Origin of the sequence: Kitasatospora sp. NPDC056651 (genome assembly GCF_042792155.1) — a bacterium.
Lineage (GTDB): Bacteria > Actinomycetota > Actinomycetes > Streptomycetales > Streptomycetaceae > Kitasatospora.
The window spans coordinates 52769-79426 of the sequence record NZ_JBHTWX010000028.1 but is presented as its reverse complement, the minus strand read 5'-3'; the positions used below and the strand labels follow the sequence as shown (position 1 = coordinate 79426).

Genomic DNA, 26658 nt, shown 5'->3' with positions numbered 1-26658 from the left:
GGACGGGCCCTTCGGCGTTCGCGGACGTCAGCGCGAGCGGCGCGACAGCCGCTCGACGTCCAGCAGGACCACCGCGCGTGCCTCCAGCTTCAGCCAGCCGCGGCCGGCGAAGTCGGCGAGCGCCTTGTTGACCGTCTCGCGGGAGGCGCCGACCAGCTGGGCCAGCTCCTCCTGGGTGAGGTCGTGGGCGACGTGGATGCCCTCCTCGGACTGCACGCCGAAGCGGCGGGAGAGGTCCAGCAGGGCCTTGGCGACGCGACCGGGCACGTCGGAGAAGACCAGGTCGGACATCACGTCGTTGGTCCGGCGCAGGCGGCGGGCGATGGCCCGCAGCAGTGCGATGGAGACCTCCGGGCGGGCGTGCAGCCAGGGCTGGAGGTCGCCGTGGCCGAGGCCGAGCAGCTTGACCTCGGTCAGCGCGCTGGCGGTCGCGGTGCGCGGGCCCGGGTCGAAGAGCGACAGTTCGCCGATCATCTCGCTGGGGCCGAGCACGGCCAGCATGTTCTCGCGGCCGTCCGGCGAGGCGCGGTGCAGCTTGACCTTGCCCTCCGCGACGACGTACAGCCGGTCGCCCGGGTCGCCCTCGTGGAACAGCGACTCCCCCCGGGCGAGGGTGACCTCGGTCATGGAAGCGCGCAGCTCGCCGGCCTGTTCGTCGTCGAGTGCCGCGAAGAGTGCGGCGCGCCGCAGAACGTCGTCCACGTGCTTCCTCCTTCTCGGCCGTTCGGCGGGTGGGCCGTCCGGCGCAAGTTCCGATCAGTGTTCTGCGTCACCAAGCATGGCGCATGTCGCTCCGATCATATGAGGAGGGGGTGTGTCGAGGTGTGCCGTGCGGGGCCATTCGTACCGGCGGGGCACCGGGCGGGGCCGGTGGCGGGAGGCCGTGACCGCCTACCGGTCGAACCCCTGTGCGTTCCGATCGAACGGGGAACCGCCCGCCGCGGTACGGGCGCGCGGGACGGTGTGGCGGTGCCCGTGGACGCCCGTCAGACGTAGAACTTCAGCAGCTCCGGGGCCAGCACCTCGGCCGCCACCTCGTGGGTCTGGCCGTCCAGCGTCCGGTACTCGGCGCCCGGCACGGCCGCCGCCACCGCGCGGGCCGGGGCCCGCAGGGTCTCCGGGCTGGCGCCGCCGTCCAGGACCAGGGTCGGCACCGCGACCGTGGCCAGCAGATCGACCGGGACGGCCGCGCCGGAACGGTCGCCGAGCGCCGCCGCGTCGTACGCCAGGGTCGGCGCGACCGCCTCGAACGCCGGCCACATCGGCGCGCCGCGCATCCCGGCCACCATCTCGGCCGGCGCCCCGGCGAACACCATGAGGGCGGCGACCGCGTCCCCGTGCCGCCCTTCGGCCAGCGCCGCCGTCAGCTCGGCGACGTACGCGTCGAAGCGCTCGCGCCGCGCCTCCCCGGTGCTGAACGGCACCTCGTAGACGGCGAGCCGGGAGATTCCGACGTTCGTGGCGGCGGCCCGCAGGGCGAGCGCGCCGCCCGAGGAGACGGCGAGGACGTGGGCCGAGCCGCCCGCGGCCGCGATGACCGCGGCCAGGTCCTCGATCTCGCGCTCCACCGCGAACGGCGCGGTGTCCCCGCTGCCGCCGCGCCCGCGCCGGTCGTAGGTCCACACGGTGTGGTGCGCCGCCAGCTGCTCGGCGATCGCGGCGCCCGGCCCCATGCCGCGGTGGCACAGTGCGCCGTCGACCAGGACGACCGCCGGGCCGGAGCCGGTCACGGAGCAGGCGAGGACGGTGCCGTCGGCGGAGACCACGGTGTTCATGGGTGTTCCTTTTGTCGTGCGAGCCGGTCACAGGGGTAGACCGGGGTTCGCCGCGGAACTCATCGCTCCGGCCGGAACGTCTTTCCCGGACCGCTGATGCCCGGACCGCTGATGCCCGGACCGCGGATGCCTGGATGCCCGGATGCCCGGATGCCCGGGGCGGAGGTGCGGGCGGAGCGTCAACAGGGCGTCCGCGAAGGGAAACTATGCTCATCGCACGGGTGTACGGGGGCGGCTCGCGCTCCGTGCGCCGCGGGCCGATTCGTCTACCGGGAGCTCCCCTTGGGCCACAGCGCGGACCGGACCGGCGGCGATCGCTCCCGCTCGAAGCGTTCGTCCGGTCCCGAGGACCCCCTCGCCCGGCTCACCAGGGGCATCGTGGTGACGGTCGCCGCCGCCTTCTTCGCCGCCTCGGTGGTGGCGACGGTACGCAACCACGACGGCCTGGCCTACCAACTGCCCGCCGTGGCCGTGCTGGTGGCCCTGCTCGGCTTCCAGATCGGGCATGCCGGCCCGTGGCGCCTGGCGCGGCGGTGGTGGCCGTGGAGCCTGGTGGCCCACGGGGTGCTCACCTACCTTCCGTTCCCACTCTTCGGCGGGGCCTGGGTGGGCCTCCCCGGCTCGTTCGCCGGATCGGTGCTGCTGACCGTCGCGCGGCCGCGCTCCTGGCTGCTGTCCGCCGTGCTGGTGGCCGTCCAGTACCCGCTCTGCGCGGCCCTGGGAGGGACCCCGGGCCAGTGCCTCAACGCGTCGGTGTCCACCGCCGTGGGCGCCGCCGTGGTCTACGGGGTGGCCCGACTCGCCGATCTGATCGCCGAGTTGAGGGCGGCCCGGACCGAGCTGGCCGAACTCGCGGTGGACCGGGAACGGCTGCGCTTCGCGCGCGACCTGCACGACCTGCTCGGCTACAGCCTCTCGGTGGCGGCGCTGAAGTGCCAGCTCGCCGAGCGGCTGGCCGGGGAGGATCCGGAGCTCGCGCGGGCCGAGATGGCCGAGGTGCACGCGCTGGTGCGGCAGGCGATGACGGACGCCCGCCGCGCCTCCAGCGGCGACCTCCGGATGTCCCTGGCGCGGGAGGCCCGTTCGGCGGTCTCGGCGCTGCGGGCGGCCGGGATCGGCGTCGAGGCCGAACTGGACTGCGGGGCGCTGCCGCCCGAGCTCGACGCGGTGCTGGCCACCGTGCTGCGCGAGGCGGTCGCCAACCTGCTGCGGCACAGCGCGGCCCGGCGCTGCGAAGTCCGGGTGAGCCGGGACGGCCTCGGCGCGGTGCGGCTGGTGGTCTCCAACGACGGTGCTCCGGAGGCTACTTCGCGCGAGCCGGACGGCGGGCGCGGCATCGGGAACCTCACCGGGCGACTGCGGGCCGTCGGCGGCCGGCTGACCGCCGAGCGGGACGAGGCCGGCTGGTTCCACCTGTGCGCCGTCGTCGGGCCCGGGGCCGCCCAGGAGGCCGCTCGCGCCGCCTGACCTGGCCGAGGGGTCGGGGTCGGAGGGCGGGGGCTGGGAGTCGGGGTCGGCCGAGGAGCCGGGGTCCGGCTACTCGGGCACCCCCATCGCCTCGACCGGGCTCCGCCGCAGCGCCAGCCGGGCGGTCAGCAGGACGGTGCCGACCCCCAGCAGCGCCGCCCCGCCCAGCACCGCCGCCACCCAGCTCCCGGGCGGCTCGGGCCAGGCCGTGCCGGTGAGCGCGATGCTGACCGGGACCAGGACGGCGGCGGTGACGGCCGTGCCGAGGGCGAGCGCCACCGCGACCGTGATCCCGCCCTCCCAGGCCGTCATCCGCAGCACCTGGCGGCGCGTGGTCCCCACCAGCCGCAGCAGCGCGAACTCGCGCAGCCGCTCGCCGGTGGCCATCACCAGCGTGTTGACCACGGCGATCGCGGTGAACAGGCTGATCACGCCGAGCAGCAGCCGGCCGACCTCGGTGGCCGCCTCCTGCCGGTGCCGGCGCGCCGTGTCGTAGCCGGCCCGGTCGCTGGTCCGGGCCATCGGGTAGGCCGAGGCGAGGCGGTGGAGTTCCCTGCCCACCTGCCGGGGGTCGGCGCCGGGTGCGGAGCGGACCAGGACGGTCGGCGCGAGCGGGTCCGGCGTGTGGCCGGCGGCGAAGGCCGCGGGCAGCAGCGCGTCCGCGAACCGCGCGTCGCGGTCGTACACGGCGGCCACCGTCGCGGTGCCGACGGTGCCGTCCTCCCAGCCGATCCGGACGGTGGCGCCGACACCGGTCCCGAGCGCGGCGGCCGTTCGCCCGCCCAGGGCGATGCCCGTGCCGCGCAGCCCGTCCAGCGAACCGGCCGTCACACCGGGGTCGACCAGCTCCGCCAGTCCCCGCGGGTCGACGATCAGGGCGCTCACCCCGTCCTGGGCGTCGCCGGTGGATACCAGGACGGTCGTGGAGACCAGGCCGGTGGCCGCCGAGACGCCGGGCAACTTCCTTACGGTGTCGGCGAATTCCGTCGGCAGTCCGATTCCGCCGGCCTGGACCACGTGGTCGGCCAGCAGCCGCCGGCCATCCTCGGCGACAGCGGCCCGCGCCTTGACGACCGGGACGAACAGGACCGTGCCGGTGAAGGCCACCGCCAGCACCAGCGGGGTGACGGCGGCGGCGAAGCGGCGGGGCTGGGCCCGCAGCGCGGCGGCGGCGAGGAACCCGGAGACCGGGAAGAGCCGGCCCACCGGCCCGCCGATCACCACGGCGGCGACCCGGCCGATCAGCGGCCCGAGCAGGGCCACCCCGAGCAGCAGCACCAGCACCATGCTCTCGGCCGTCCCCGCCCCGCGCCGGCCGTCCGTCGATCCGGCCAGCACCGCGCCGCACCCGGCGAGCGTCACCAGCCCGAGCCCGGTGCGGAGTCGGCCGATGCCGGGCGGCGGCGCCGAGGAGTCGCGCAGCGCCCGGGTGGGCTCGATCCGGGAGGCCCGGCGCGCGGCGGCCCAGACGGCGAGCTGTGCGGTGACGAGGACGCCGCCGAGGACGACCAGCGGGGCGGTCGGCCCGACGCGCAGCGGCACGTTCGGGTCGACCACCCCGCGGCCGACCAGTTCGCCCCGCAGCAGGGCGGCGAAGCCGATCCCGGCGGGGAGGCCCACGACGGCGGCCGCGACGGTCAGCACCAGCGTCTCCAGCGCGATCATCCGCCGCACCTGCCCGGTGGTGGCACCGACCGCCCGCAGCAGCGCCAGCTCGCGCAGCCGCTGCCGGACGGAGAGGGCGAGCGCTCCCGCCACCACGAAGAACGCGACGAGCAGCGACAGCACGCCCATCGTCCCGGCCAGCGAGGAGAGGCCGTCCCCGGGCCCGGGGACACCGGAGAACTCCAGCTCTCCCCGCTCGTCGCCGGTGTGCACCAGGGGGACGGACCGGTACCCGGCGCCGTCCTGCCGCGGGACCGCGGCCAGCGCCTGCCGGGCCCGCTCGGCCAGCGTCCGGGGGTCGGCCCCCTCCTTGGCGGTGATGCCGATCGCGTCCGCGCCGGTCGTCGACCCGGCGAGCCCGGCGGCCTGCTCGGGGGCGAAGAAGAGCGCGCTCTGCCGGGCCAACTCCCGTGCCGGCTCGGCCAGTCCGGAGACGGTGTAGTCGCGCGGCGGTTCGGTGGTGGCCAGCCGTACGGTGGCGCCGGCGGTGGCTCCGGCGCGGGCGGCCGTCGCGACGTCGAGGACCACTTCGTCGGGCCCGGCCGGGGCGCGGCCGGACACCAGCCGGAACGGGGTGAGCGGGGCACTCGTCCAGGAGTGCCCGAGCGAGGGGCCGCCCCGAGGCCCGGACAGGACCTCTCCGGCGGCGGTGACCACGGCCGCCGGGAAGGAGACCTCCGGGACGGCGGCCTCAGTGCCGGGCAGCCCGGCGAGTTCGGCGGCCAGCGCTCCGGCGTCCGGGACGCGGACGCTGCCGCTGCCGATCACCACCGGGGCCGCGGCGTAGCGCTCGGTGGGGGTGCCCGTACGCAGGGCGGACTCCAGCAGCACCCCGCAGGCGACGGTCAGGACCAGGGCGCAGACGAGCGCGGTGAAGGCGCCGGCGAAGCCCGCCTTCCGTCCTCGCACCGTTCGCCAGGCCAGCTTCAACACGCGGCTCAACCCCCCGGTGGTGTGCCCTCGACGACATCGCGAGCCTAGCTCCGGGCGCACCGGCCGGAATTCACTTCGTCAGCGAAGGAAGGCCGGGACAGGCCTCGCCATGGACCGTCCACGGCCGGATCCATGCGAAACGCACGGTCCGCTCCGGGCGTCGCGCGGGCCTCAGGGTGTCGGCAGCCAGCCCATCTCCCTAGCGATCCGGATCGCGTCGACCCGGCCGCGGCCGCCGGTCTTGGCCACCGCGGCGGCCAAGTGGTTGCGCGCGGTGCCCGTCGAGACGAACAGCCGACCGGCGATCTCACTGACGGAGTCCCCCTCGGCCGCGAGCCGCAGGACCTCCGACTCCCGGGGCGTCAGCGGGTTCTCCCGGGTGTCCAGCGCGGCCAGCGCCAGCTCCGGGTCGACGACGCGCTCGCCGGCGGCCACCTTCCGGATCGCGGCGGCCAGTTCCCGGGCCGGGGCGTCCTTGCCGAGGAAGCCGAGCGCACGGGCCGAGAAGGCGGCGCGCAGGTGGGCCGGTCGCACCAGTCCGGTGAGGACCAGCGTCCGGCACCCGGGGAGTTTCGCGTACAGGTCGGCCGTCGCCCGCAGCCCGTCCAGCCCGGGCAGGTCGATGTCGATCACCGCGACGTCCGGACGGACCTCCAGGGCGGTCGGCACCACCAGGTCACCGCGTTCGACGTCGGCGACGACCTCCAGGTCCTCCTCGTACGCGAGCAGGGCCATCAGCGCGCCGCGCACCATGCTCATGTCCTCGGCCAGCAGGACCCTGATCATCCGCACTCTCCCCCTGTCCGGTGATGGTCACGGGCGGACCTCATTAGACAACAGGCCCTGCCCGCGCCGGTTTCCGTGCTTGATCGGCCCCGAGTGGTCCGCCGGTCGGCGTAGCCTTCGTGCATGGCACAGAGCAAGGTCCGGAAGGCCGCGGCGGAGCAGCCGGTGGCGAAGAAGGCGGCGGTGAAGCCGAGGAAGCCGGAATCGCACCTGGCGATGGTGCGGCGGGCCAGGCGGATCAACCGCGAGCTGGCGGAGCTGTACCCGTACGCGCATCCGGAGCTGGACTTCGAGAACCCCTTCCAACTGCTGGTGGCCACCGTGCTGTCGGCGCAGACCACCGACCTGCGGGTGAACCAGACCACCCCGGCGCTGTTCGCGAAGTACCCGACGCCGGAGGACATGGCGGCGGCGAACCCGGAGGAGCTGGAGGAGGTCATCCGGCCGACCGGCTTCTTCCGGAACAAGGCGAAGTCGCTGATCGGCCTCTCGATAGCGCTGCGCGACGAGTTCGACGGTGAGGTCCCCGGCAGGCTCGACGACCTGGTGACCCTGCCCGGCGTCGGCCGAAAGACCGCCAACGTCGTCCTCGGCAACGCCTTCGGAGTCCCCGGCATCACGGTGGACACCCACTTCGGGCGGCTGGCCCGGCGGTTCGGCTGGACCACCGAGGAGGACCCGGTGAAGGTCGAGGCGGTCGTCACCGAGATCTTCCCGAAGTCGGAGTGGACGATGCTCTCGCACCGGGTGGTCTTCCACGGCCGCCGGATCTGCCACTCCCGCAAGCCCGCCTGCGGCGCCTGCCCGATCGCGCCGCTCTGCCCCTCGTACGGCGAGGGGGAGACCGATCCGGAGAAGGCACGCAAGCTGTTGAAGTACGAGATGGGCGGTCAGCCCGGACAGCGGCTGCGGCCGCCCGCCGACTTCCCCGGCGAGGCCGCCGCCCGCGCGGACGCCGAAGCCCACCAGGGGCGGGTCGCGGACCTGGCGGTGGGCGCATGAGCGAGTCGAGCGTGGCCCGGGGCATCGAGCTGGACGGCCTGCCGGGCTGGCTGGAACCGGTCCGGGTGGCGGCCGAGCGGGTGCTGCCGGAACAGCTGAGCCGTTTCCTGCCACCGGCCGAGGGCGGTCGTCCGGCCGCCGTGCTGATGCTGTTCGGCGAGGGGCCGGACGGGCCGGACCTGCTGCTGATCGAGCGGGCCCGCTCGCTGCGCTCGCACGCCGGTCAGCCGTCCTTCCCGGGCGGTGCGCTGGACCCGGAGGACGGCGACCCGAAGGGCCCGGGCCCGATCGCGGCGGCGCTGCGCGAGGCCGAGGAGGAGACCGGTCTGGACCCGGCCGGGGTGCAGGTCTTCGCGGAGCTGCCCCGGCTGTACATCCCGGTGAGCCGCTTCGTGGTGACCCCGGTCCTCGGCTGGTGGCGCGAGGAGTCGCCGGTGCACCCGGTGGACGAGGGCGAGACCGGCGCGGTGTTCCGGGTCCCCATCGCGGAGCTGGCCGACCCGGAGAACCGGGTGCGGCTGCGCCAGCCGTCCGGGCTCCTCGGACCGGCCTTCTGGGTCGCCGGGCGGCTGGTCTGGGGTTTCACCGCCGGGGTGATCGACCGGGTGCTGCACCACAGCGGACTGGAACTGCCCTGGGACCAGACCCGGATCGTCGACCTCCCGGAGGACGCGCTGGCCCTGGTCCAGGGCGACCTCGAACACTCCCGGGCCCTACCGGGCGCGGACGCCGGCACTTCGTGACCGATCGTCGGCGCGTCCGGCCCGCGGCGCGTGGGAGGGTGTCCGAGTGAACGTCCTGGATGTGCTGCTGATCGCCGCGGCCGTGGCATTCGCCGTGTCGGGCTACCGGCAGGGCTTCGTGGTCGGAGTGCTCTCGCTGGTCGGCTTCCTCGGCGGCGGCCTGCTGGCCGTCGAGCTGCTGCCGCTGCTGCTGCTCGACCACATCGGCCCCGGCACCACGGCCTCGGTGATCGCCGTCGTGGTGGTGATCGTCCTGGCCGCGATCGGCCAGGCGATCACCGCGCACTTCGGCTGGAAGCTGCGCGGGCACATCGGGCGCCGTCCGGCCCGGGTGCTGGACGCGACCGGCGGCGCCGTGGTGAACGTCGTCTCGATGCTGCTGGTGGCCTGGCTGATCGGTTCGGCACTGGCCGGGGCCTCGCTCCCGACGGTCTCCCGGCAGGTCCGCTCCTCGTCGGTCCTCGGCGGGGTGCAGAACGCGTTGCCCAGCGACGCGCCGAACTGGTTCTCGGACTTCTCCAAGGTGCTCGCCCGCAACGGCTTCCCGCAGGTCTTCAACCCCTTCGAGCACGAGCCGATCACCCAGGTCGACAGCCCCGACCCGGCACTGGCGGCCAGCCCGGCGGTGGCGCGGGCCCGCCAGAGCCTGGTCAAGGTGGTCGGCACGGCGACCTCCTGCGGGAAGACCCTGGAGGGCAGCGGCTTCGTCTTCGCCCCGCACCGGGTGATGACCAACGCCCACGTCGTCGGCGGGGTCAGCGAGCCCACCGTGCAGATCGGCGGCGTCGGCCAGCTGTACGACGCGACGGTGGTCCGCTACGACTGGCAGCGCGACATCGCCGTCCTGGACGTGCCCAAGCTGAACGCGCCCGCGCTCTCCTTCGCGGGCGAGGCGAGGACCAACGACAGCGCGATCGTGGCCGGCTTCCCGGAGAACGGCGCCTTCAACGTCCAGCCGGCCCGCATCCGCGGCCGGATCCAGGCCAACGGTCCGGACATCTACCACCGCGGCCAGGTGGTCCGGGACGTCTACTCGGTGCGTTCGCTGGTCCGCCAGGGCAACAGCGGCGGCCCGCTGCTCACCCCGGAGGGCGAGGTGTACGGCGTGGTCTTCGCCAAGTCCCTGGACAGCGCGGACACCGGCTACGTGCTGACCGCGGCCGAGGTGCGCGAGGACGTGGAGCGGGGTGGGGCGGCTACCGGCCGGGTGGACACCCAGGGCTGCGCGCTCTGACGTCGGACCTGGGTGCGGCGGGGGCTGGCAGAGGGTGCGGCGGGGGCCTGGCGGAAGGTGCGGCGGGGGACGCGCGGGAGGCTGGTCGTCGGGCCGCGCCGGGCCGGGGCGCACGAGATCCGTCGAACCGTCAGGCCGCCCTGGTAGCCTCGGCCGCGCTCACCCGTTCGGCTCAATCGGGCGCCGTCCCGGAGTGAGCCCGACGGGAGGTCGTGGCAGTCCGATGATGGGTCACTCGCACGCGGTGAGCGGGGCGATGCTGTACGCGGCCTCGGCTCCCTTTCTGCCCCCGCTGCTGCTGCACACCACCCTGCAGCCGGCGGACATACTGATGGGCACGGTGCTGTGCGCGGGCGCGGCCCTGCTGCCGGACCTCGACCACCACGACGGCTCGATCGCCAACTTCCTCGGGCCGGTCTCCAAGGCGCTCTGCCGCTTCGTGGCCTGGGCCTCCGGCGGCCACCGGCACGCCACCCACTCGCTGCTGTTCGTCGCGCTGATGGGCGGCGGCACCTGGGCGGGCGTCACGTTCCTGGGCCGCAACTTCACCCTAGGGCTGACCTTCTTCCTGCTGGCGCTCGCGATCCGGGCCCTGCGGCTCTGCCCGCCGGGCGACGGCCCGGAGGCGTGGATCACCGTCATCGGCCTGGCCGCACTCGGCACCTTCGGCATGAACACCTGGATGCCCAACTCGCCCGGCTGGCTGCCGTACGCGGTGGGTCTGGGCACGCTGGCGCACCTGCTCGGTGACTGCCTGACCAAGAAGGGCGCGCCGCTGCTCTGGCCGCACAAGGAGCGCTACGAGATCGTGGTGATCAAGCGCAGCGGCAACAACGTCGAGACCAAGGTGCTGGTGCCGATCATGTCGGTCGCGACCTTCGTCCTGCTCTGGTTCACGGCACTGTCGCCGACGATCGTGAACTGAGCGGCCGGTGAACCGGGCGGTCGGTGAACCGGGCGGTCGGTGAGCGCCGAGTCGGTGAGTGGACCGGGTCGGTGAGCGCCGAGTCGGTGAGTGGACCGGGCCAGTGAAGACGAGCCGGCCGGAGTTCACGAGGGGATGCGGCGCGAGGCCTCAGGTCTCGCGCCGCAGTCGTGCGCCCACCCAGCGGGCGCGCCGGCCGAGGATGCGCGGGATGCCGAGGTGCCGCCGCTCCGGGTGCTGACGGCCGTCCGGTCCGTCGAAGCCGAGGTCGTCCGCCCGGTCGGGGCGGTGGGCGGAACGCTGAGGGCTGTTGTGGCGTCGGCCGCGCGGGGCGCCGCCGCTTTCGGGCATCCAACTCATACCGGAATGGATGCCCCTGGGCCGGTGGAGGTAACCGCCCGGGGCGCGCCGAAATTGGCCTATGCGGTTGTCATATGAGTTTAGTGTCAAGGGAGTTGGGACCAAAGGCCCATCCCGACGGGTCGCACGTCCGGCTCCGGGCGGCTCCCGGCGGCCCGGGGCGGCCCCGGGGTGGGTCACTCCTTGTGACGGCCGACCCAGTCCAGCAGCTCGGCGGTGAACTCCTCCGGCGCCTCCTCGTGCGGGAAGTGCCCGACCCCCGGCAGCAGCCGCCAGCGGTACGGCGCCGCCACGTACTCGCCGCCGCCGAGCGCGGTGTGCGACAGCAGCACCGGATCCGCCGCCCCCTGGACGTGCAGCGTCGGCGCGGTGATCGGCTTCTTCATCCGCCGGGCGAACTGGATGCCGTCCGGCCGGGCCAGCGAGCGCAGCAGCCAGCGGTACGGCTCGATCGAGCAGTGCGCCGTGCTGGGGATCTGGATCGCCTGCCGGTACGCGTGCACCGCGGCCTCGTCCAGGCCGTTCGGACCGGTCCAGGAGGCCAGGTAGCGGCCGACCAGCTCGGCGTCGCCGGCCACCAGCCGGCGTTCCGGTATCCACGGCCGCTGGAAGCCCAGCACGTGCTCGAAGGCGGCGAACTGCCGGCGGTCGGTCAGCAGCGCCCGGCGCAGGTCCCTCGGGTGCGCGGCGGAGACCACGGTCAGGCTCTGGATGACGGACGGGCGCATCACCGCCGCGACCCAGGCCAGTGTGCCGCCGGAGGCGTGCCCGACCAGGTGGGCCCGGCGCTCGCCGAGCGAGCGGATCACACCGGTGATGTCCAGGGCGAGGTTGCCCGGGTCGTACCCGCGCGGGGTGCGGTCGCTGCCGCCGATGCCGCGCAGGTCGAGGGCCACCGCGCGGTAGCCGGCGTCGGCGAGCGCGGTCAGCTGGTGGCGCCAGGCCCACCAGTACTCGGGCCAGCCGTGCACCAGCAGCACCAACGGGCCGGAGCCCAGCTCGGCGATGTGGAAGCGGGCGCCGTTGGCCGCGAGGTCGCGGTGCGTCCACGGGCCGGGCTGCCGGACGTCCCAGGCCTCGTCGCCCTCCGCCGGGGCTCCGCCGGAGGCCGCTTCGAGGGGTTCCCGCTCCTGGCCCTGCCCGGGCTTCCGCTCGGGTTCCCGATCAGGCTCCCGTCCGGGGGCCAGGTCGGTGCCCTCGGGGGCGGTGCCGGGGCCTTCAGGGGCGGTGCCGGGGCCTTCGGGGGTCAGACCGGCGCCGGAGTCGGGGCCGGAGGCGGCGGACGGCTGCACGGGCACGGGCTTCTGGTCGAGCGGCATACCGAGAGCGTGTCACATTCGCGCGCCGGACATGTGCCCGGCACTCGTTGTCGGCGGGTCCCCGCGCCCGCCGACGCGGGGCCGCCCGGTACGGCTGCCCGATGGCTGGCCCGGTACGGCGCCGCCGGCGTCCTGTTTACGGGATGCGGCCGAAGGCCCGGTCGATCTCCTCCTGGGTGGCCGGGCGCGGCCGGGCGTTCTTCAGCACGTCGGCCGTCTTCTGGGCGCCCTCGATGGTGCGGACCGGCTTCTCGATCTTCTTGAACGAACGCCAGGCCAGCATTCCGAGCAGCACCGCGAGCAGCAGGTAGGCACCGGCCACGATCAGGAAGGACCAGCCCAGCGACAGGCCCAGCGCGTGGATGCCGAAGGCCGCCGCGGCGCTCAGCATCGGGATGGAGAACAGCGCCACCACGCCGGCGACGATCAGCGAGATGCCGCCGGAGACGCCGCGCTTGACGTCCGCCCGGATCTCGGCCTTGGCGAGCGCGATCTCGTCGTGGACCAGCGCGGACAGGTCGGAGGTGGCCGCCGCGAACAGCTGCCCCACCGAACGCTCGCCCTCGTAGGGCGCCCGGCCGTTGCTGGACGGGTCTGCGGCTCCTGCGGGCATCAGCGGTTCTCCTCTGCGGCGGTACGGCGTGACGCCACCGCGGCTGTGCGGTTCCGGGGGCCGGTGGGGGTTCCGGAGGCGTCTGTGGGTTGTCGACAGCTCAGAATCATGCCCTTACCGGTCAGTCGGACACCACTCCGGGGCCCCGCCGGAGGGACGTGTCCCGGCAGCCGAGGTCCGCCGGCAGCCCCTCCGCGAGCTCGTCGGGAACTCGCCGGAAACCCGCGAGGACCCGGCCCGGGGCCCTCGGGCGGGCCTTCGGGCGGGGTCTGCGGGGTGGCTCAGGCGTCCCGTCCGGACCGGCGGGGGCCGGGCTCCCGGTCGGCCTCGGGGCCGGGGTGCCGGTCCTCGCCGACCTTCGCCCGCCAGGCCGGGTCGTCCGCCTGGTAGACGTCCGGGACGCCGTCCCCGTCCACGTCCCGGTCCTCCTCCTCGCACAGCGCACGGTAGTGCCGGTTGCGCAGCTTCAGCAGCACGGTGGCGACCGTCGCACATATCAGCGAGCCGAGCAGGACGGCGGTCTTGGCCCGACCGGCCAGCGTCGGGTCGTCCGGGAAGGCCAGCTCGCTGATCAGCAGCGAGACGGTGAAGCCGATGCCGGCCAGCACCGAGACGGCGACCATGTCCGCCCACTTGAGCTGCGGGTTCAGCTCGGCCCTGGTGTACCGGGCGGTCAGCCAGGTGCCGCCGAACACGCCCACCGACTTGCCGACCAGCAGTCCGATCACGATGCCGATCGGGGTGGCCTGGGTGAACACCTCGCGCAGGGTCGGACCGGATATCGCCACCCCGGCCGAGAACAGCGCGAACAGCGGGACGGCCAGGCCGGCCGAGAACGGGCGGACCAGGTGCTCGATGTGCTCGCCGGGGGAGTGCTGCTCGTCGCCCTCCCGGTGGCAGCGCAGCATCAGACCCATCGCGACACCCGCCACCGTGGCGTGGATGCCGCTCTCGTGCATCAGTGCCCAGGTGACGACGGCCAGCGGCACGAAGACGTACCACCCGTGGACGCCGCGCCGGTGCAGGAACCAGAACAGCACCAGGCCGGCGAAGGCCAGACCGAGCGCCCAGAACTTGATGCCGTGGCTGTAGAAGATCGCGATGATCAGGATCGCGATCAGGTCGTCGACCACCGCCAGGGTGAGCAGGAAGGCGCGCAGCGCTGACGGCAGGTGGCTGCCGACCACGGCCAGCACGCCGAGCGCGAAGGCGATGTCGGTGGCGGTCGGGATCGCCCAGCCGCTGGGGTGTCCGCCGCTGCCGGAGTTCACCAGGGCGAACAGGATCGCGGGCAGCGCGACCCCGCAGACGGCGGCGACCACGGGCAGCAGCGCGGCACTGGGTGTGCGCAGCTCACCCGCGACGAACTCGCGTTTGAGTTCGATCCCGGCGACGAAGAAGAAGACCGCCAGGAGGCCGTCCTTGGCCCAGGTGGCCAGGGAGAGGTCGAGGTGCAGGGGGGCGGAGGGGCCGACGGTGTAGTCGAGCACGCTCCGGTACGCGTCCGGCCAGACGTTGGCCCAGATCAGCGCGATGGCGGCGGCGCCCAGCAGCAGCATGCCGCCGACCGTCTCGGTGCGCAGGGCGTCGGTGATGAAGGTGCGCTCGGGCACGGACAGCCGGCCGAGGAATTGCCGGCGGCGGGTCGTCGGCTCGTGGACGGGCGGCTGGTCGGTCACGTGGACCTCCTGGGGCTGGGAGCGGCAACGGATGCACGGGTGGTGCAGTTGCCGACCAGACTTCCCGGCGCGCCCTGTGACGCCCGCGGTCCCTGTCAAGGGATCTTGATGCGTCCCTAACAGTCTAGCGGGAGTTCGGGTGACATCCGGATTGTCCTAATAAAGGACTTAAACCCTGCGGGCTGGTACTGCACCTCGGAGGAGCAGTGCCTTGGTGCCCGAACGGAGTCCGGTGCCCGGACGGTGCCTCGTGCCCGGACGGTGCCTCGTGCCCGGACGGTCTCTGGTGTCGGTGTCCGGATGGAGCCGAGGAGACGGCTGTGCCCCGGACGGTGACCACCGTCCGGGGCACAGCCGCTGTCTCAGCGGGTTCAGCCGTTGCCGTTGTCCGAGGACGGCAGCTGGGCCTGGATCTGGCTCATCACCGTGCTGTCGGCCAGCGTGGTGGTGTCACCGACCTCGCGGCCCTCGGCGATGTCGCGCAGCAGACGGCGCATGATCTTGCCGGAGCGGGTCTTCGGCAGCTCGCCGACCACCTTGATCTGCTTCGGCTTGGCGATCGGGCCGAGCGTGCGGCCGACGTGCGCCCGCAGCTCATCGACCAGCTCGGGGGTCTCGACGGCCCCTCCGCGCAGGATCACGAAGGCGACGATGGCCTGGCCGGTGGTGGCGTCGGTGGCGCCGACCACCGCGGACTCGGCCACTGACGGGTGGCCGACCAGGGCCGACTCCACCTCGGTGGTGGAGATGTTGTGGCCCGAGACGAGCATGACGTCGTCCACCCGGCCGAGCAGCCAGATGTCCCCGTCCTCGTCCTTCTTGGCACCGTCACCGGCGAAGTAACGGCCCTCGAAGCGCGACCAGTAGGTGTCGATGTAGCGCTGGTCGTCGCCCCAGATGGTGCGGAGCATGGACGGCCACGGCTCGGTGAGCACCAGGTAGCCGCCGGAGCCGTTCGGCACCTCGTTGCCCTCGTCGTCCATCACGGTGGCCGCGATGCCGGGCAGGGCGCGCTGGGCCGAGCCCGGCTTGGTCTCGGTGACGCCCGGCAGCGGGCTGATCATCATGGCGCCGGTCTCGGTCTGCCACCAGGTGTCCACGATCGGGCAGGTGCCGGCGCCGATGTGCTCGCGATACCAGATCCAGGCCTCGGGGTTGATCGGCTCGCCGACGCTGCCCAGCACCCGCAGCGAGGACAGGTCGAACTTCGCGGGGATGTCGTCGCCCCACTTCATGAAGGTGCGGATCGCGGTCGGCGCGGTGTAGAGGATGGTCACGCCGTACTTCTGGACGATCTCCCAGAACCGGCCCTGGTGCGGGGTGTCCGGGGTGCCCTCGTAGATGACCTGGGTGGCGCCGTTGGCGAGCGGGCCGTAGACGATGTACGAGTGTCCGGTGACCCAGCCGATGTCGGCGGTGCACCAGTAGACGTCGGTCTCCGGCTTGAGGTCGAAGACGGCGTGGTGGGTGTAGCTGGCCTGGGTGAGGTAGCCGCCCGAGGTGTGCAGGATGCCCTTGGGCTTACCGGTGGTGCCCGAGGTGTAGAGGATGAACAGCGGGTGCTCGGCGTCGTGCGCCTCGGGGGCGTGCTCGGTGGACTGGCGCGCGGTGATCTCGTGCCACCAGACGTCGCGGCCCTCGCTCCACGGGATGTCCTGCCCGGTACGGCGGATCACCAGGACGTGCTCGACGCCGTCCACCTTGGTGAGCGCCTCGTCGATGGCCGGCTTCAGGGCCGAGGGCTTGCCGCGGCGGTAGCCGCCGTCGGCGGTGATGACGAGCTTGGCCTGGGCGTCCTGGATGCGGGAGGCGACGGCGTCGGAGGAGAAGCCGCCGAAGACCACCGAGTGGGTGGCACCGATCCGGGCGCAGGCGAGCATCGCGACGACCGCCTCGGCGATCATCGGCAGGTAGACGGCGACCCGGTCGCCCTTGCGCACGCCGAGCTCCAGCAGCGCGTTGGCGGCCTGCGAGACCTCGTCCTTGAGCTGGGCGTAGGTGATCGAGCGGCCGTCGCCGGGCTCGCCCTCGAAGTGGATGGCGACCCGGTCGCCCAGGCCGTTCTCCACGTGGCGGTCGACGCAGTTGTACGCGACGTTGAGCTTGCCGTCGGCGAACCACTTGGCGAAGGGAGGGTTGGACCAGTCGAGGGTCTCGGTCGGCTCGACGGCCCAGGTGAGGCGACGGGCCTGCTCGGCCCAGAAGCCCAGACGGTCCTCGGAGGCCTGCGCGTACGCGGCCGCGGTGACGTTGGCGGCTGCGGCGAGCTCTGCCGGCGGGGCGAAGCGCCGCTCCTCCTTGAGCAGGTTGGCCAGGCTCTCGTTGCTCAACGCGCACTCCTCATCGAGTCATGATCGGGGGCGATCCCGTGCGTGGGGATTGTCCCGTGTGTCCCAGCGCACAGCTCACCAGGCGAACGGGGCAGTTGACAAGAGGCTCCTGTGAATTGGTGTAGACCTTTGACCGATGGCCGGTCGCCGGTCGGCATGTTCCGCCGCCGCGGACCGGAAGACCGCGCGAGGGTGGGTGGGCCCGTGCCCCGGCCCGCCTGACGGGGACACGGGCCCGGCTCTCAGGCGGCCAGCAGAGGGTCCTCCTCGCCACCCTCGACCGGCACCCGTTCGTCCTCATTCACCCGTTCGGCCGACACCCGGCCCGGCCGGGCGTCGGGGCCGGTCCCGTCGGGGGCGTCGGCGTTGTGTTCGGTTTTGTCGATGCGCTTCCCGCTGCGGGCCTCGACCGGGCTGAACGTCCCGGCGGCCCGGTCCAGGACGTAGGCCTGCGCCGTCGCGAAGTCGAAGTACATCCCGACCAGCCGCAGCGTGCCCGCCTCGACCCGGCGTTCCACCGCCGGGTTCGCCATCAGCTGGTCCAGCTGCTGGACCACGTTGGTGATGCAGAGTTGCTCCGCGACGTCCGCCACGGGCCGGCCGACGAACTCCGCCGGGACCCGTCGGAGCCGGTCCAGCGAGCCGCGGCCGTTGCGCAGCCAGCGGGCCAGCGGGGTGGGCGGACCGGGGAGCTCGTGCACTCCGTCCAGCAGGGCCTTCATCGCACCGCAGCCGGAGTGGCCGCAGACCGTGATCGAGCGCACCTCCAGCACCTCGACCGCGTACTGCACCGCGGCGGCCACCGAGTCGTCCGCCGCGCCGGGTTCGTGCGGCGCCGGCACCAGGTTGCCCACGTTGCGCACCGTGAACAGGTCCCCCGGGCCGCTGTTGGTGATCATGCTGGTGACCATCCTGGAGTCCGCGCAGGTCAGGAAGAGCTGGGAGGGCGCCTGCCCCTCCCGTGCCAGCCGGGCGAGCTCCGGCCTGATCAGCGGGGCGGTGTGCTGCTGGAACACCCGGACGCCGTCCAGCAGTCGGCCGTGCGGGTCCTCCTGCTGCTCGATGCAGTGGTGGCCGACCCAGGGCGTCCAGGCCCGGCAGCGGTGCGGGCCCGGTGAACTGCCCGCGCGCACCGTGCCGTCCGGGTCGAGCACCTCGTCGTCCTGGCGCCGCGTCACCATCGAGACCCGGCCGCCCGCGCCCTGGTGTCCGGCCCGCCAGGTGTACAGGGTCTCGTACGCGGCGTGGTCCAGGAAGGCGCCGTCGTGGACCACGGTGACCTCGGCCCCGGCCGGGATGCCGGCGAGTGCCCGGCCGAGCCGCGGCACGGTGGTGAAGGTGAGCGGGCCGTGCGTCCGGACGGTGACCGTGCCGTCGGGGCCGGTCGAGACGTCCACATGGGCGCGGGTCAGCCGGTAGAGGGCGAGCAGCGCGGCGGTCCCGGCGCCGATCACGACGCCCCACAGCACGCCGGCGGCCACCACGCCGAGCACGGTGATCAGGTAGACGGGGAACTCGCGGTGCCGGTGCACCTTGCGAATGTGCGCGAAGCTCACCATGTGCAGCCCGACGACCAGCACCAGTGCGGCGAGCGCGGCCAGCGGGATCCGGCGCAGTCCGCCGGTCAGCGCGAGTGCGGCCGCCAGCACCCAGACACCGTGCAGTACCGAGGCCCACCTGGTCTGGCCGCCGGCCCGCACGTTGGCGGTGCTGCGCACCGCGCCACCGGCGACCGGCAGCCCACCGACCAGCCCGCTCACCAGGTTGGCGAGGCCCTGGCCGCGCAGTTCGCGGTCGAGGTCGCCGGTCCGGCGGGACATCCGGTCGACCGCGACGGCGGACAGCAGCGACTCCACACTCGCGACGGCGGTGACGGTGAGGACGGCCGCCAGCAGTCCGAGGACCGGGCCGTGCGGAAGGGCCGGCAGAAAGGCCTGCGGCCGCCAGGCCGGCAGTTCGACGCGGGCCGGCCGCAGGTCCAGGGCGAGCACGAGGGCGGTGGCCAGTGCGACGCCGGCCAGCGGGCCCGGCACCGTGGCCAGCCGGGCGCCGAACTCGCCCGCGCGGCCCGGCAGCCGGCCCAGTCGGGGCCAGCCGATCAGGACGGCCACCGTCACCGCGCCGGCCAGCAGCGCGGGTGGGTGCGGACCGGCCAACTGCCCTGGCAGGGAAATGAGGTTGGCGATCGCTGAGCTCTGCGGCGAGCCGCCGAGGACGATGTGGAGCTGCGCGATGGCGATGGTGAGCCCGACCCCGGCCAGCATGCCGTGCACGATCGCGGGTGAGACGGCGAGTGCGGTCCGGGCCACCCGGCGTGCGCCGAGCAGGAGTTGGAACAGGCCGGCGGCGGCGGTGATGGCGCAGGTGGCCTGCCAGCCGTACTGGGCGATCAGTCCGGCGGTGACCACCGTCAGCGCTGCCGAGGGGCCGCTGACCTGGAGCGGCGTTCCGCCGAACAGCCCGACCACGATCCCGCCCACGGCCGCGGCGGCCAGACCGGCGGTGAGCGGGGCGCCGGTGGCGAGCGCGATGCCGAGGGAGAACGGTACGGCGATCAGGAAAACCACGAGGGAGGAGGAGAGGTCCTGGACCCAGCGGATCCGGTGGCCCGGGCCGGGCGGTGCGTGGTCAGTGGTGTCGGAGGCGATGGGGGCGCTGGAGATGTCGAGGGGCATTTGTCTTCCCGTCTGTCCGGGGTGGGGGCGAACGCAGTCAGGTCCGGTGGTGAGTCCGGAGGGGGCTCCGGGCGGATCGGCTGTGGCGGGGGCGCGACGGTGTGGCGGGGTGGCGTGGGCGCGGCGGGGAGTGCGGGTGTCACCGGCCGGCGTGGACCATCGGGCCCGCCGGGGCTTTGGGCGAGGTGCGGGACGTCTCGCTGAGGGCCGCCGGACGAACCATCAAGACTCGGTAAACCGAGGGTAATGAAAGCTTTGCACAGCGTGGTTGCGGGAGGGAAGTGAAAAACCCCCCGGTTCACTCCATTGGGTGGTGGCCGAACCATCGGGAATCTGCTGCCGCTCGACGGGAGGGCCGGCCCGGGCCGGCCGTCGAGCGACGGGGCCGGGCGCGGCGAACGGGCCGCGGCCTCCCCGGAATTGGGAGAGGTCGCGGCCCGTTCGGGTGCGGGGTGCGGGGTGCGGGGTGCGGGGTGCGGGGTGCGGGGTGGGGGTCAGGCGCGGGCGCCGGCCGGGGCCGCGTGCTCGCCGCCGTCCGCGAAGTCGCCCAGGACGAACTCCTCGTCCACCTGGGTCGCGAGGTCGATGCCGACCTTGGCGTTGGCCCAACTCTCCGCGTTGCGGCGGTGGAAGAGCACGGCCTGCTCGGTGTAGCGGCGTGCGTCCCGTCGTCCGTAGGAGGCGTCGGCCTCGATCCGCAGCTCCTCCAGTACGGCCCGGTTGGCCGGCTCCAGGGACCTCAGTGGCGGCTCGGCCCCCTGCTCCAGGCGGCGCACCCAGTCCGACTGGCCGAAGGTGGTGAGCAGGTCGTCGCCGACCTCGCGCCGGAGGAAGGCCAGGTCGTCCGGGCCCTGCACCTTGTTGCCGACCACGCGCAGCCGCACGCCGAAGTCGCCGGCGTAGTCCTTGTACTGGCGGTAGACGGAGACGCCCTTGCGGGTCGGTTCGGCCACCAGGAAGGTCAGGTCGAAGCGGGTGAACAGGCCGGAGGCGAAGGAGTCCGAGCCCGCGGTCATGTCGGTCACGAAGTACTCGCCGGGGCCGTCCAGCAGGTGGTTGAGCAGCAGCTCGACCGCGCCGACCTTGGAGTGGAAGCAGGCCACCCCGAGGTCCTCCTCGGTGAACGCGCCGGTCGCCAGCAGCCGGACCGAGCCCTCGTCCAGTGCGATCGGACGGGCGCAGGAGGCGTAGACCGGGTTCTCCTCGACGATCCGCAGCAGTCGCGAACCGCGGCCGGGCGGCGTGGTTTTGATCATCTCCTCGGAGGAGCGGATCAGTGGATTGCTGCCGCGCAGGTACTCCTTGATCTTCGACAGGTGTCCACCCATCGGGACCAGCTCGGCGGCCTGAGCATCGGTCAGGCCGAGGGCGGGGCCGAGGTGCTGGTTGATGTCGGCGTCCACGGCGATGACTGGCCGGCCCGAGGCTGCCAGGTGGCGGATGAACAGGGCGGACAGCGTGGTCTTCCCGCTGCCGCCCTTGCCGACGAAGGCGATCTTCATCTGGGGACTCCGACTCTCGCTCAGGGCCCTCGCTGCGGGGCCTCCTGCCCAGGGGCCGTGTGCGACGGAGGGGCCCCAGTTGGAAATCGTTATCGTCTCCGATAGTGGTCATGCTAGCCGGGGTTTGGGTTCTATCGGCGGAGGGAAATGAGGATTGCCTCTAACGGGTGATGCGGGGTTGCTGTTCCGGGAGGGGCGACCTGTTCATTACTCTCGGGTAGGTGAGCACTGGAACTGATCCCCTCGCCCCGCTGGCCCAGCTCCCCGGGGTGCCCGACGCGGTGGCCGAGGTGCGCAAGGCCGTCGACCGGCTCTACGGCCACCGGGTGATGCGCCGCCGAGCGGCCGAGGTCACCTCCGAGTCGGCACTGCGCGGCGCCCGCGCGTCGGCGGCCCTGGCCGGGGCCGACTGGCCGCTGGAGGAGGTGCGCCGCCGCACCGACTTCGGCGCCGACCCCGAATCGCGGACGGTCGGTGCGGCGCTGCGGATCGCCGCCGAGGCCGGCCAGCTGCTCAGCATCTGGCGGCACTCGCCGCTCCAGGTGCTGGCCCGGCTGCACCTGCTCGCGGTCGGCGACGGCGATCCGGCCGCCGGGCGCCCGCGGCGGGCGGGGGAGGGCGCCGAGGCGCTGTTCCCGCTGGAGCTGGAGCCGGTGGAGAGCGTCGAGGTCGACGCCGTGGACGGGCCGCTGCCCGTGCTGCCGCCCGCTCCGGGTGCGGAGGAGGTCGCGGCCCGGCTCGATCAGCTCTCCCGGCTGCTGGTGGCGCGCGCGGAGGGCCAGGGCGTGGGCACGCCGGCCCTCGTGGTGGCCTCGGTGGTGCACGGCGAACTGCTCGCGCTGCGGCCGTTCGGCACCCACAACGGGGTGATCGCACGGGCCGCCCAGCGGATCGTGCTGATCGCCGAGGGGCTCGACCCGAAGTCGATCTGCCCGGCCGAGGTCGGCCTGGCGGAGCTCGGCACCGCCACCTACCGCCGGGCCCTCGCCGGCTACCTGGCCGGCACCCCCGAGGGGATGGCGGCGTGGATCGCGCACTGCGGCCGGGCGCTGCGGCTCGGCGCGCGGGAGAGCACGGCGGTCTGCGAGGCGATGCAGCGCGGGATGGTCTGAGCGGCGGCCCGGCCCTTCCGCGCAAGCGGCCCGGACCCCTCCGCGAGGGGGCGGGCGGGCGCCGCGGACACGCGGATGCGGCGGCACCTGATCCTGCTGGGTGCCGCCGCTGGTGCAGATACCGGGTGACCATGCATGCACCGGAAGTGCCGATCAGACGGGGATCCTGCCCGTTCGTCTGGTCCGGCGGCCCGACAGCGGGTCGGCTGCATGTGGGTGCTCGGATATCTGTACGTGCGGTCCGTGGGGCCTGAACTGCGTTGTCGGTTTGACCTCTTCGGTCCTGACCGGGTCTCGCGGGCCGTGCTTCATTTGTATCGCGTTTCGGGCGAAAGGGGAACCCGAAATGAGAAGTACACGTCGATTGCCCGTTTTGGCCTGAACTGCGGCGTTGCCCGGCCTCAGGCGGCGGGGCGCCGCCGACGGGCCAGGTACCAGATCACCCCGGCGGTCAGAGCGGCCGTCCCGACCGCCACGGCGGTCAGCACCGAACCGCTCGGAGCGGAGAACTCGGGCAGTCGGCGCCGCAGTTCCACCGGCTTCTCGAAGACCAGCACCGGCCACTCCCGGGCCTGCGCCTCCTTCCGCAGCGCCCGGTCGGGGTTGACGGCCGACGGGTGGCCGACCGCCTCCAGCAGCGGCAGGTCGGTGGAGGAGTCGCTGTAGGCGTAGGACTCGGCCAGGTCGTAGCCCTCGGTCGCGGCCAACTCCCGGATGGCGGCGGCCTTGTTCTCGGCGTAGGCGTAGTACTCGATCTCGCCGGTGTAGCAGCCGTCCTCGACCTGGAGGCGGGTGGCGATCACGTGGTCCGCGCCGAGCAGCCGGCCGATCGGCTCGACCACCTCGGAGCCGGAGCTGCTGACGATCACGACGTCCCGGCCGGCCGCGTGGTGCTGCTCGATCAGCGAGGCCGCCTCGTCGTAGATGATCGGGTCGATCAGGTTGTGCAGGGTCTCGGCGACGATCTCCCGGACCTGCTGGACGTTCCAGCCCCGGGTCAGCGCGGAGAGGTACTCGCGCATCTTCTCCATCTGGTCGTGGTCCGCGCCGCCGACCAGGAAGACGAACTGGGCGTACGCGCTGCGCAGTACGGCCCGACGGTTGATCAGTCCGCCCTGGTAGAACGGGCGGCTGAAGGCCAGCGCGCTCGACTTGGCGATGATGGTCTTGTCGAGGTCGAAGAAGGCCGCTGTGCGCGGCCCGCCCGGGCGGGGGCGAACGGGGGGGCGGAGCTCGTCGGGAGCGATGGTGCCGCCCGGGGACCCGTCGGCGTGGTCGTCGGCGTTCTCGGTGGTGTCCACGGGAACCGAGGATAGAGGGAGCCGCAAAACAGCCCGCCATTCGGCGTACTCGCGGGCGTGCGGGTTTGTGTTTCTGGCCGCTCGGGTACACCATGGAAGTCACGGATCGTTCGCGACCGTGCTAACCCGGTCCGGCTCCTCCCCCCCGAGTCGGGCTGTGGATAGACGACCCCCGCTCTCCCCCCCGGCGGGGGTCGTCGCATGTCCGGGGCCATTTTCAGGGCTTGAACGCCTCTCGCGCCGGATTCGGCGCCGCCGCGTCGGCGGCTTACAGGGGGTGGCGGCATCTCGGTCACATGTTCGACATTCGTCACTCTGTGTCGCCATTCGCTCATGTCCGTCAAGGGTCGGACGGCTGGTTCCGATCGGTGGTGCGGACCCGTCCGGAAGTGCCGTCCGGACGATCGCGGGCGGCCGTCGGGAGGCCGACGGATCAGGGCGCGAGGAGTCGCCGGTTCATCTCGGTGACCCTCTTTCGTCAATTCTTCGCCGATTAGCCCCCCGCCCGGGTGAACGTTTTCGTCCACAGCCCCGAGTTATCCACAGGCAATCGGAACCCGGATGACGAAATCCGGATCTCCCCCCACCGTGATGACCGGCGGCGGTCGCCGGGCAGGGCCTCATCCCCTTCCACTCCGAGAGGTCTGTCGGGCGGCCGTCCGCCGCAACCGTCCGACGTGCGCTGCAGATCACCCCGGTGATCCGCGGCGCGGAGGGGAGACACCATGTCGACGCCGATCGCCGACCACATCACCGCCGAGGGCCCCGCGATCGCCGGGCCGCTCGTCGTCACCGAGGACGAGGGCCTCGCCGAGCACCTGCTGCGGATCTGCGCGGCGGCGGGCACCGAGCCGAGACTGGTCCGGGCCGGGCCACCGGCGCGGGAGCTCTGGGAAGGCGCCTCGCTGGTCCTGGTCGGGGACGACCAGGCCGTCCGGTGCTCCGGGCTGGGGCGGCGCGGCGGGGTGCTGCTGCTGGGGCTGGACCTCGACGACCCCGGGGTCTGGGTCAGAGCCGTCCAACTCGGGGCCGAGCACGTGCTGTTCCTGCCCGACGCCGAAGCCTGGCTGCTCGACCGGATCGCCGACGCGGCCGAGGGCGTCGGCTGCCCGGCGGTCACCGTCGCTGTGCTCGGCGGCTCCGGCGGGTCCGGAGCCTCGACGCTGGCCTGCGCGCTGGCGGTCACGGCCGCCCGGGCGGGCCGGCGGACGATGCTCATCGACGGCGACCCACTGGGCGGAGGCCTCGACATCCTGCTCGGCGGCGAGCGGGTCAGCGGGCTGCGCTGGCCGGAGCTGGCCGGCTCTCGCGGAAGGGTCAGCGGGGCCGAGCTGGCCCGGGCGCTGCCGGCGCTCAAACGGCTCTCCACGCTGTCCTGCCTGTCCTGGGACCGCGGCGACACCCTGACGGTGCCGCCGGAGGCCATGCGCAGCGTGCTGGCCGCCTCCAGGCGGCGCGGAGGGCTGGTGGTGGTCGACGTGCCCCGCCACCTCGACGCGGCCGCCGGGCAGGCGCTGGAACAGTCCGACCTGGCGCTGTTGGTGGTGGCGGCCGAGCTGCGCGCGGTGGCCGCCGCCGACCGGGTCGCGGCGGCGGCCCGGATGCGGCTCGGGGACGTCCGGGTCGTGGTGCGGCCGGTGCGGGCCGGCGGGCTCCCGGCCCGGCAGATCGTCCGCGGGCTGCGGCTGCCGCTGGCGGGTGAGCTGGATCGGGAGCCGGGCCTCGCTCCGGACGTCGTGAAGGGCGTTCCGCCCGGCAGCCGGGAGAACGGTCCGCTCGCGCGCTTCTGCGCGACCTTCCTGAACGAAGTGCTGCCGCCGGTGCCGGTGGTCGGAGGAGGTGTGTACTGATGGTCCGTCTGCGCAGAACAGTCCTCCGGGGCGGCCAGCCCGGTCCGGGCACCGGTGCCCGGGAGCAGCGGCCACTGCGGAGCGTGCCGCCGTCCGGCGGGCCGCCGAAGGCCGAGCACGGGCCCTGTCCGTACGGCCGTACGGCCCGCGAGCAGCGGTCGGCGGCCCTGGTGGACGCGGTCCGGCTGCGGCTGGCCGAGTCGGGGGCCGCCCCGACGGCCGGCTCGGTCGCGGCCGCGCTGCGGGCCACCCGCCCGCCGCTCGGCGGGGACGAGGTCCTGGACACCGTGCGCTCGCTGCGCGCCGAACTGGTGGGTGCGGGCCCGCTGGACCGGCTGCTGGCGGAGCCCGACGTCACGGACGTCCTGGTGAACGGTCCGGACGAGGTGTGGGTCGACCGTGGCGGCGGCCTGCACCGAGCCACCGGGGTCCGGTTCGCCGACGCCGGGGCGGTGCGGCGGCTGGCCCACCGGCTGGCCACCGCGGCCGGCCGGCGGTTGGACGACGCCCGACCGTGGGTGGACGCCCGGCTGCCGGACGGGACCCGGCTGCACGCCGTGCTGCCGCCGATCGCGGCCGGCTGCACGCACATCTCGCTGCGGGTGTGCCGGCCCCGGCCGTTCACGCTCGACGAGCTGGTGGCGGGCGGCGCCCTGCCACCGCAGGGTGCGGCCCTGCTCGCGGGCATCGTGAGGGCCCGGCTGTCGCTGCTCGTGTCCGGTGGGACGGGCTCGGGGAAGACGACGCTCCTGTCGGCACTTCTCGGCCTGGTCGGGCCGGAGGAGCGGATCGTGGTCGCCGAGGACTCGGCCGAGCTGCAACCGGCCCATCCGCACGTGGTCAGGCTGCAGAGCCGCCCGCCCAACCAGGAGGGGCTGGGCGAACTCACCCTGCGGGACCTCGTCCGCCAGGCACTGCGGATGCGTCCGGACCGACTGGTGATCGGCGAGGTCCGCGGGGCAGAGGTGTCGGACCTGCTGGCCGCGTTGAACACCGGGCACGAGGGTGGCTGCGGGACGGTCCATGCCAACACGGCGGCGGACGTGCCGGTCCGGCTGGAGGCCCTGGGCTCGCTCGCCGGCCTCGACCGACCGGCGTTGCACAGCCAACTGCGGGCCGCGCTCGACGTGGTGGTGCACCTGGTCCGTGATCCGGGCTCGGGGCTGCGTCGGGTGGCGGAGGTCCACACGATGGCCGGGGACCGCGACGGGCTGGCCGTGACCACGCCCGCGGTGGCCTTCCCGGCGTCCGGAGGCCTGTGTCCCGGTGCGGGCTGGGAGCGGCTGGTCGGGTTGCTGGCGGCACGCGGGGTGTCGCTCGGGTCGGGGCGGCCGTGATCGCGGTGGCGGTGGCCGGGTCGGTGGGCGCGGACGTGTGGATGGTGGAG

The 26658-nt window shown here is 73.7% G+C and carries 20 protein-coding genes; 8 read left to right on the top strand and 12 right to left on the bottom strand.

Annotated features, from left to right (window positions below):
• Positions 1–27 precede the first annotated feature (27 nt).
• Both ACFRAR_RS14100 and ACFRAR_RS14095 read right to left on the bottom strand, forming a co-directional pair.
• Positions 28–702 carry a Crp/Fnr family transcriptional regulator gene (locus ACFRAR_RS14100; protein ID WP_030288117.1) on the bottom strand — a complete coding sequence of 225 codons (675 nt, stop codon included), beginning with the start codon at positions 700–702 and terminating at the stop codon, positions 28–30.
• Between the two features lie 284 nt (positions 703–986).
• Positions 987–1775: an alpha/beta fold hydrolase gene (locus ACFRAR_RS14095; protein ID WP_380698176.1), complete on the bottom strand. Its 789-nt coding sequence runs from the start codon at positions 1773–1775 to the stop codon at positions 987–989.
• Positions 1776–2057: 282 nt separating this feature from the next.
• Here ACFRAR_RS14095 and ACFRAR_RS14090 point away from each other — a divergent pair, with 282 nt between their 5' ends.
• Positions 2058–3242 (top strand): sensor histidine kinase, encoded by a 1185-nt coding sequence (locus ACFRAR_RS14090; RefSeq protein WP_380698174.1) that lies wholly within the window; start codon positions 2058–2060, stop codon positions 3240–3242.
• Between the two features lie 69 nt (positions 3243–3311).
• Here the strand turns inward: ACFRAR_RS14090 and ACFRAR_RS14085 are convergent, their stop codons facing one another.
• Entirely contained in the window at positions 3312–5840 is a 2529-nt protein-coding gene (locus ACFRAR_RS14085; protein WP_380698186.1) for an ABC transporter permease, read from the bottom strand.
• Between the two features lie 171 nt (positions 5841–6011).
• Positions 6012–6626: a response regulator gene (locus ACFRAR_RS14080; protein WP_380698172.1), complete on the bottom strand. Its 615-nt coding sequence runs from the start codon at positions 6624–6626 to the stop codon at positions 6012–6014.
• Between the two features lie 123 nt (positions 6627–6749).
• Between ACFRAR_RS14080 and nth the strand changes: the two genes are divergently transcribed.
• From nth to ACFRAR_RS14060, 4 genes are all read left to right on the top strand, one after another.
• Complete coding sequence (nth, locus tag ACFRAR_RS14075; protein WP_380698170.1) at positions 6750–7628, top strand: endonuclease III; 879 nt, start codon at positions 6750–6752, stop codon at positions 7626–7628.
• The gene (locus ACFRAR_RS14070; protein ID WP_380698168.1) at positions 7625–8371 is read left to right on the top strand and encodes an NUDIX hydrolase; all 747 of its coding nucleotides are present in this window, start codon (positions 7625–7627) and stop codon (positions 8369–8371) included. Before nth ends, ACFRAR_RS14070 begins: the two co-directional genes overlap by 4 nt.
• Positions 8372–8417: 46 nt before the next feature.
• Positions 8418–9605, top strand: a complete 1188-nt coding sequence (locus ACFRAR_RS14065) for a MarP family serine protease (RefSeq protein WP_380698166.1) — start codon at positions 8418–8420, stop codon at positions 9603–9605.
• A gap of 223 nt (positions 9606–9828) precedes the next feature.
• Positions 9829–10530 carry a metal-dependent hydrolase gene (locus tag ACFRAR_RS14060; RefSeq protein WP_380698164.1) on the top strand — a complete coding sequence of 234 codons (702 nt, stop codon included), beginning with the start codon at positions 9829–9831 and terminating at the stop codon, positions 10528–10530.
• Positions 10531–10680: 150 nt separating this feature from the next.
• On the opposite strand, the gene ACFRAR_RS14055 is transcribed toward ACFRAR_RS14060, so the two are convergent.
• From ACFRAR_RS14055 to ACFRAR_RS14025, 7 genes are all read right to left on the bottom strand, one after another.
• Positions 10681–10890 carry a hypothetical protein gene (locus tag ACFRAR_RS14055; protein WP_380698162.1) on the bottom strand — a complete coding sequence of 70 codons (210 nt, stop codon included), beginning with the start codon at positions 10888–10890 and terminating at the stop codon, positions 10681–10683.
• A 176-nt stretch (positions 10891–11066) separates the two neighbouring features.
• Positions 11067–12209 (bottom strand): alpha/beta fold hydrolase, encoded by a 1143-nt coding sequence (locus tag ACFRAR_RS14050; RefSeq protein ID WP_380698160.1) that lies wholly within the window; start codon positions 12207–12209, stop codon positions 11067–11069.
• A 136-nt stretch (positions 12210–12345) separates the two neighbouring features.
• The gene (locus ACFRAR_RS14045) at positions 12346–12822 is read right to left on the bottom strand and encodes a phage holin family protein (RefSeq protein WP_380698158.1); all 477 of its coding nucleotides are present in this window, start codon (positions 12820–12822) and stop codon (positions 12346–12348) included.
• A 281-nt stretch (positions 12823–13103) separates the two neighbouring features.
• Positions 13104–14501, bottom strand: a complete 1398-nt coding sequence (nhaA, locus tag ACFRAR_RS14040; protein ID WP_380698156.1) for a Na+/H+ antiporter NhaA — start codon at positions 14499–14501, stop codon at positions 13104–13106.
• Between the two features lie 371 nt (positions 14502–14872).
• Entirely contained in the window at positions 14873–16831 is a 1959-nt protein-coding gene (gene acs, locus ACFRAR_RS14035) for an acetate--CoA ligase (protein ID WP_380698154.1), read from the bottom strand.
• A 242-nt stretch (positions 16832–17073) separates the two neighbouring features.
• On the bottom strand, positions 17074–19506 hold the full coding sequence (locus ACFRAR_RS14030) for a SulP family inorganic anion transporter (protein ID WP_380698152.1): 2433 nt from the start codon (positions 19504–19506) through the stop codon (positions 17074–17076).
• A 494-nt stretch (positions 19507–20000) separates the two neighbouring features.
• Positions 20001–21008 carry an ATP-binding protein gene (locus tag ACFRAR_RS14025; protein ID WP_380698150.1) on the bottom strand — a complete coding sequence of 336 codons (1008 nt, stop codon included), beginning with the start codon at positions 21006–21008 and terminating at the stop codon, positions 20001–20003.
• A gap of 221 nt (positions 21009–21229) precedes the next feature.
• On the opposite strand from ACFRAR_RS14025, the gene ACFRAR_RS14020 reads away from it, so the two are divergent.
• The gene (locus ACFRAR_RS14020; protein ID WP_380698148.1) at positions 21230–22120 is read left to right on the top strand and encodes an oxidoreductase; all 891 of its coding nucleotides are present in this window, start codon (positions 21230–21232) and stop codon (positions 22118–22120) included.
• Between the two features lie 401 nt (positions 22121–22521).
• On the opposite strand, the gene ACFRAR_RS14015 is transcribed toward ACFRAR_RS14020, so the two are convergent.
• Complete coding sequence (locus tag ACFRAR_RS14015; RefSeq protein WP_380698184.1) at positions 22522–23367, bottom strand: HAD family hydrolase; 846 nt, start codon at positions 23365–23367, stop codon at positions 22522–22524.
• A gap of 779 nt (positions 23368–24146) precedes the next feature.
• On the opposite strand from ACFRAR_RS14015, the gene ssd reads away from it, so the two are divergent.
• Both ssd and ACFRAR_RS14005 read left to right on the top strand, forming a co-directional pair.
• On the top strand, positions 24147–25271 hold the full coding sequence (gene ssd / locus ACFRAR_RS14010; RefSeq protein WP_380698146.1) for a septum site-determining protein Ssd: 1125 nt from the start codon (positions 24147–24149) through the stop codon (positions 25269–25271).
• Positions 25271–26608: a TadA family conjugal transfer-associated ATPase gene (locus tag ACFRAR_RS14005; protein ID WP_380698144.1), complete on the top strand. Its 1338-nt coding sequence runs from the start codon at positions 25271–25273 to the stop codon at positions 26606–26608. The genes ssd and ACFRAR_RS14005 overlap by 1 nt, the downstream gene beginning before the upstream one ends.
• The last annotated feature ends 50 nt before the right edge of the window (positions 26609–26658 follow it).

What these genes read in the sequence shown, in the direction of transcription:
- nth (WP_380698170.1), top strand. Translation starts at nt 6,750, where the DNA reads ATGGCACAGAGCAAGGTCCGGAAGGCCGCGGCGGAGCAGCCGGTGGCG.
- ACFRAR_RS14070 (WP_380698168.1), top strand. Translation starts at nt 7,625, where the DNA reads ATGAGCGAGTCGAGCGTGGCCCGGGGCATCGAGCTGGACGGCCTGCCG.
- ACFRAR_RS14030 (WP_380698152.1), bottom strand. Translation starts at nt 19,506, where the DNA reads ATGCCCCTCGACATCTCCAGCGCCCCCATCGCCTCCGACACCACTGAC.
- ssd (WP_380698146.1), top strand. Translation starts at nt 24,147, where the DNA reads ATGTCGACGCCGATCGCCGACCACATCACCGCCGAGGGCCCCGCGATC.
- ACFRAR_RS14005 (WP_380698144.1), top strand. Translation starts at nt 25,271, where the DNA reads ATGGTCCGTCTGCGCAGAACAGTCCTCCGGGGCGGCCAGCCCGGTCCG.
- ACFRAR_RS14095 (WP_380698176.1), bottom strand. Translation starts at nt 1,775, where the DNA reads ATGAACACCGTGGTCTCCGCCGACGGCACCGTCCTCGCCTGCTCCGTG.
- ACFRAR_RS14060 (WP_380698164.1), top strand. Translation starts at nt 9,829, where the DNA reads ATGATGGGTCACTCGCACGCGGTGAGCGGGGCGATGCTGTACGCGGCC.
- ACFRAR_RS14025 (WP_380698150.1), bottom strand. Translation starts at nt 21,008, where the DNA reads ATGAAGATCGCCTTCGTCGGCAAGGGCGGCAGCGGGAAGACCACGCTG.
- ACFRAR_RS14045 (WP_380698158.1), bottom strand. Translation starts at nt 12,822, where the DNA reads ATGCCCGCAGGAGCCGCAGACCCGTCCAGCAACGGCCGGGCGCCCTAC.
- ACFRAR_RS14050 (WP_380698160.1), bottom strand. Translation starts at nt 12,209, where the DNA reads ATGCCGCTCGACCAGAAGCCCGTGCCCGTGCAGCCGTCCGCCGCCTCC.
- ACFRAR_RS14055 (WP_380698162.1), bottom strand. Translation starts at nt 10,890, where the DNA reads ATGAGTTGGATGCCCGAAAGCGGCGGCGCCCCGCGCGGCCGACGCCAC.
- ACFRAR_RS14080 (WP_380698172.1), bottom strand. Translation starts at nt 6,626, where the DNA reads ATGATCAGGGTCCTGCTGGCCGAGGACATGAGCATGGTGCGCGGCGCG.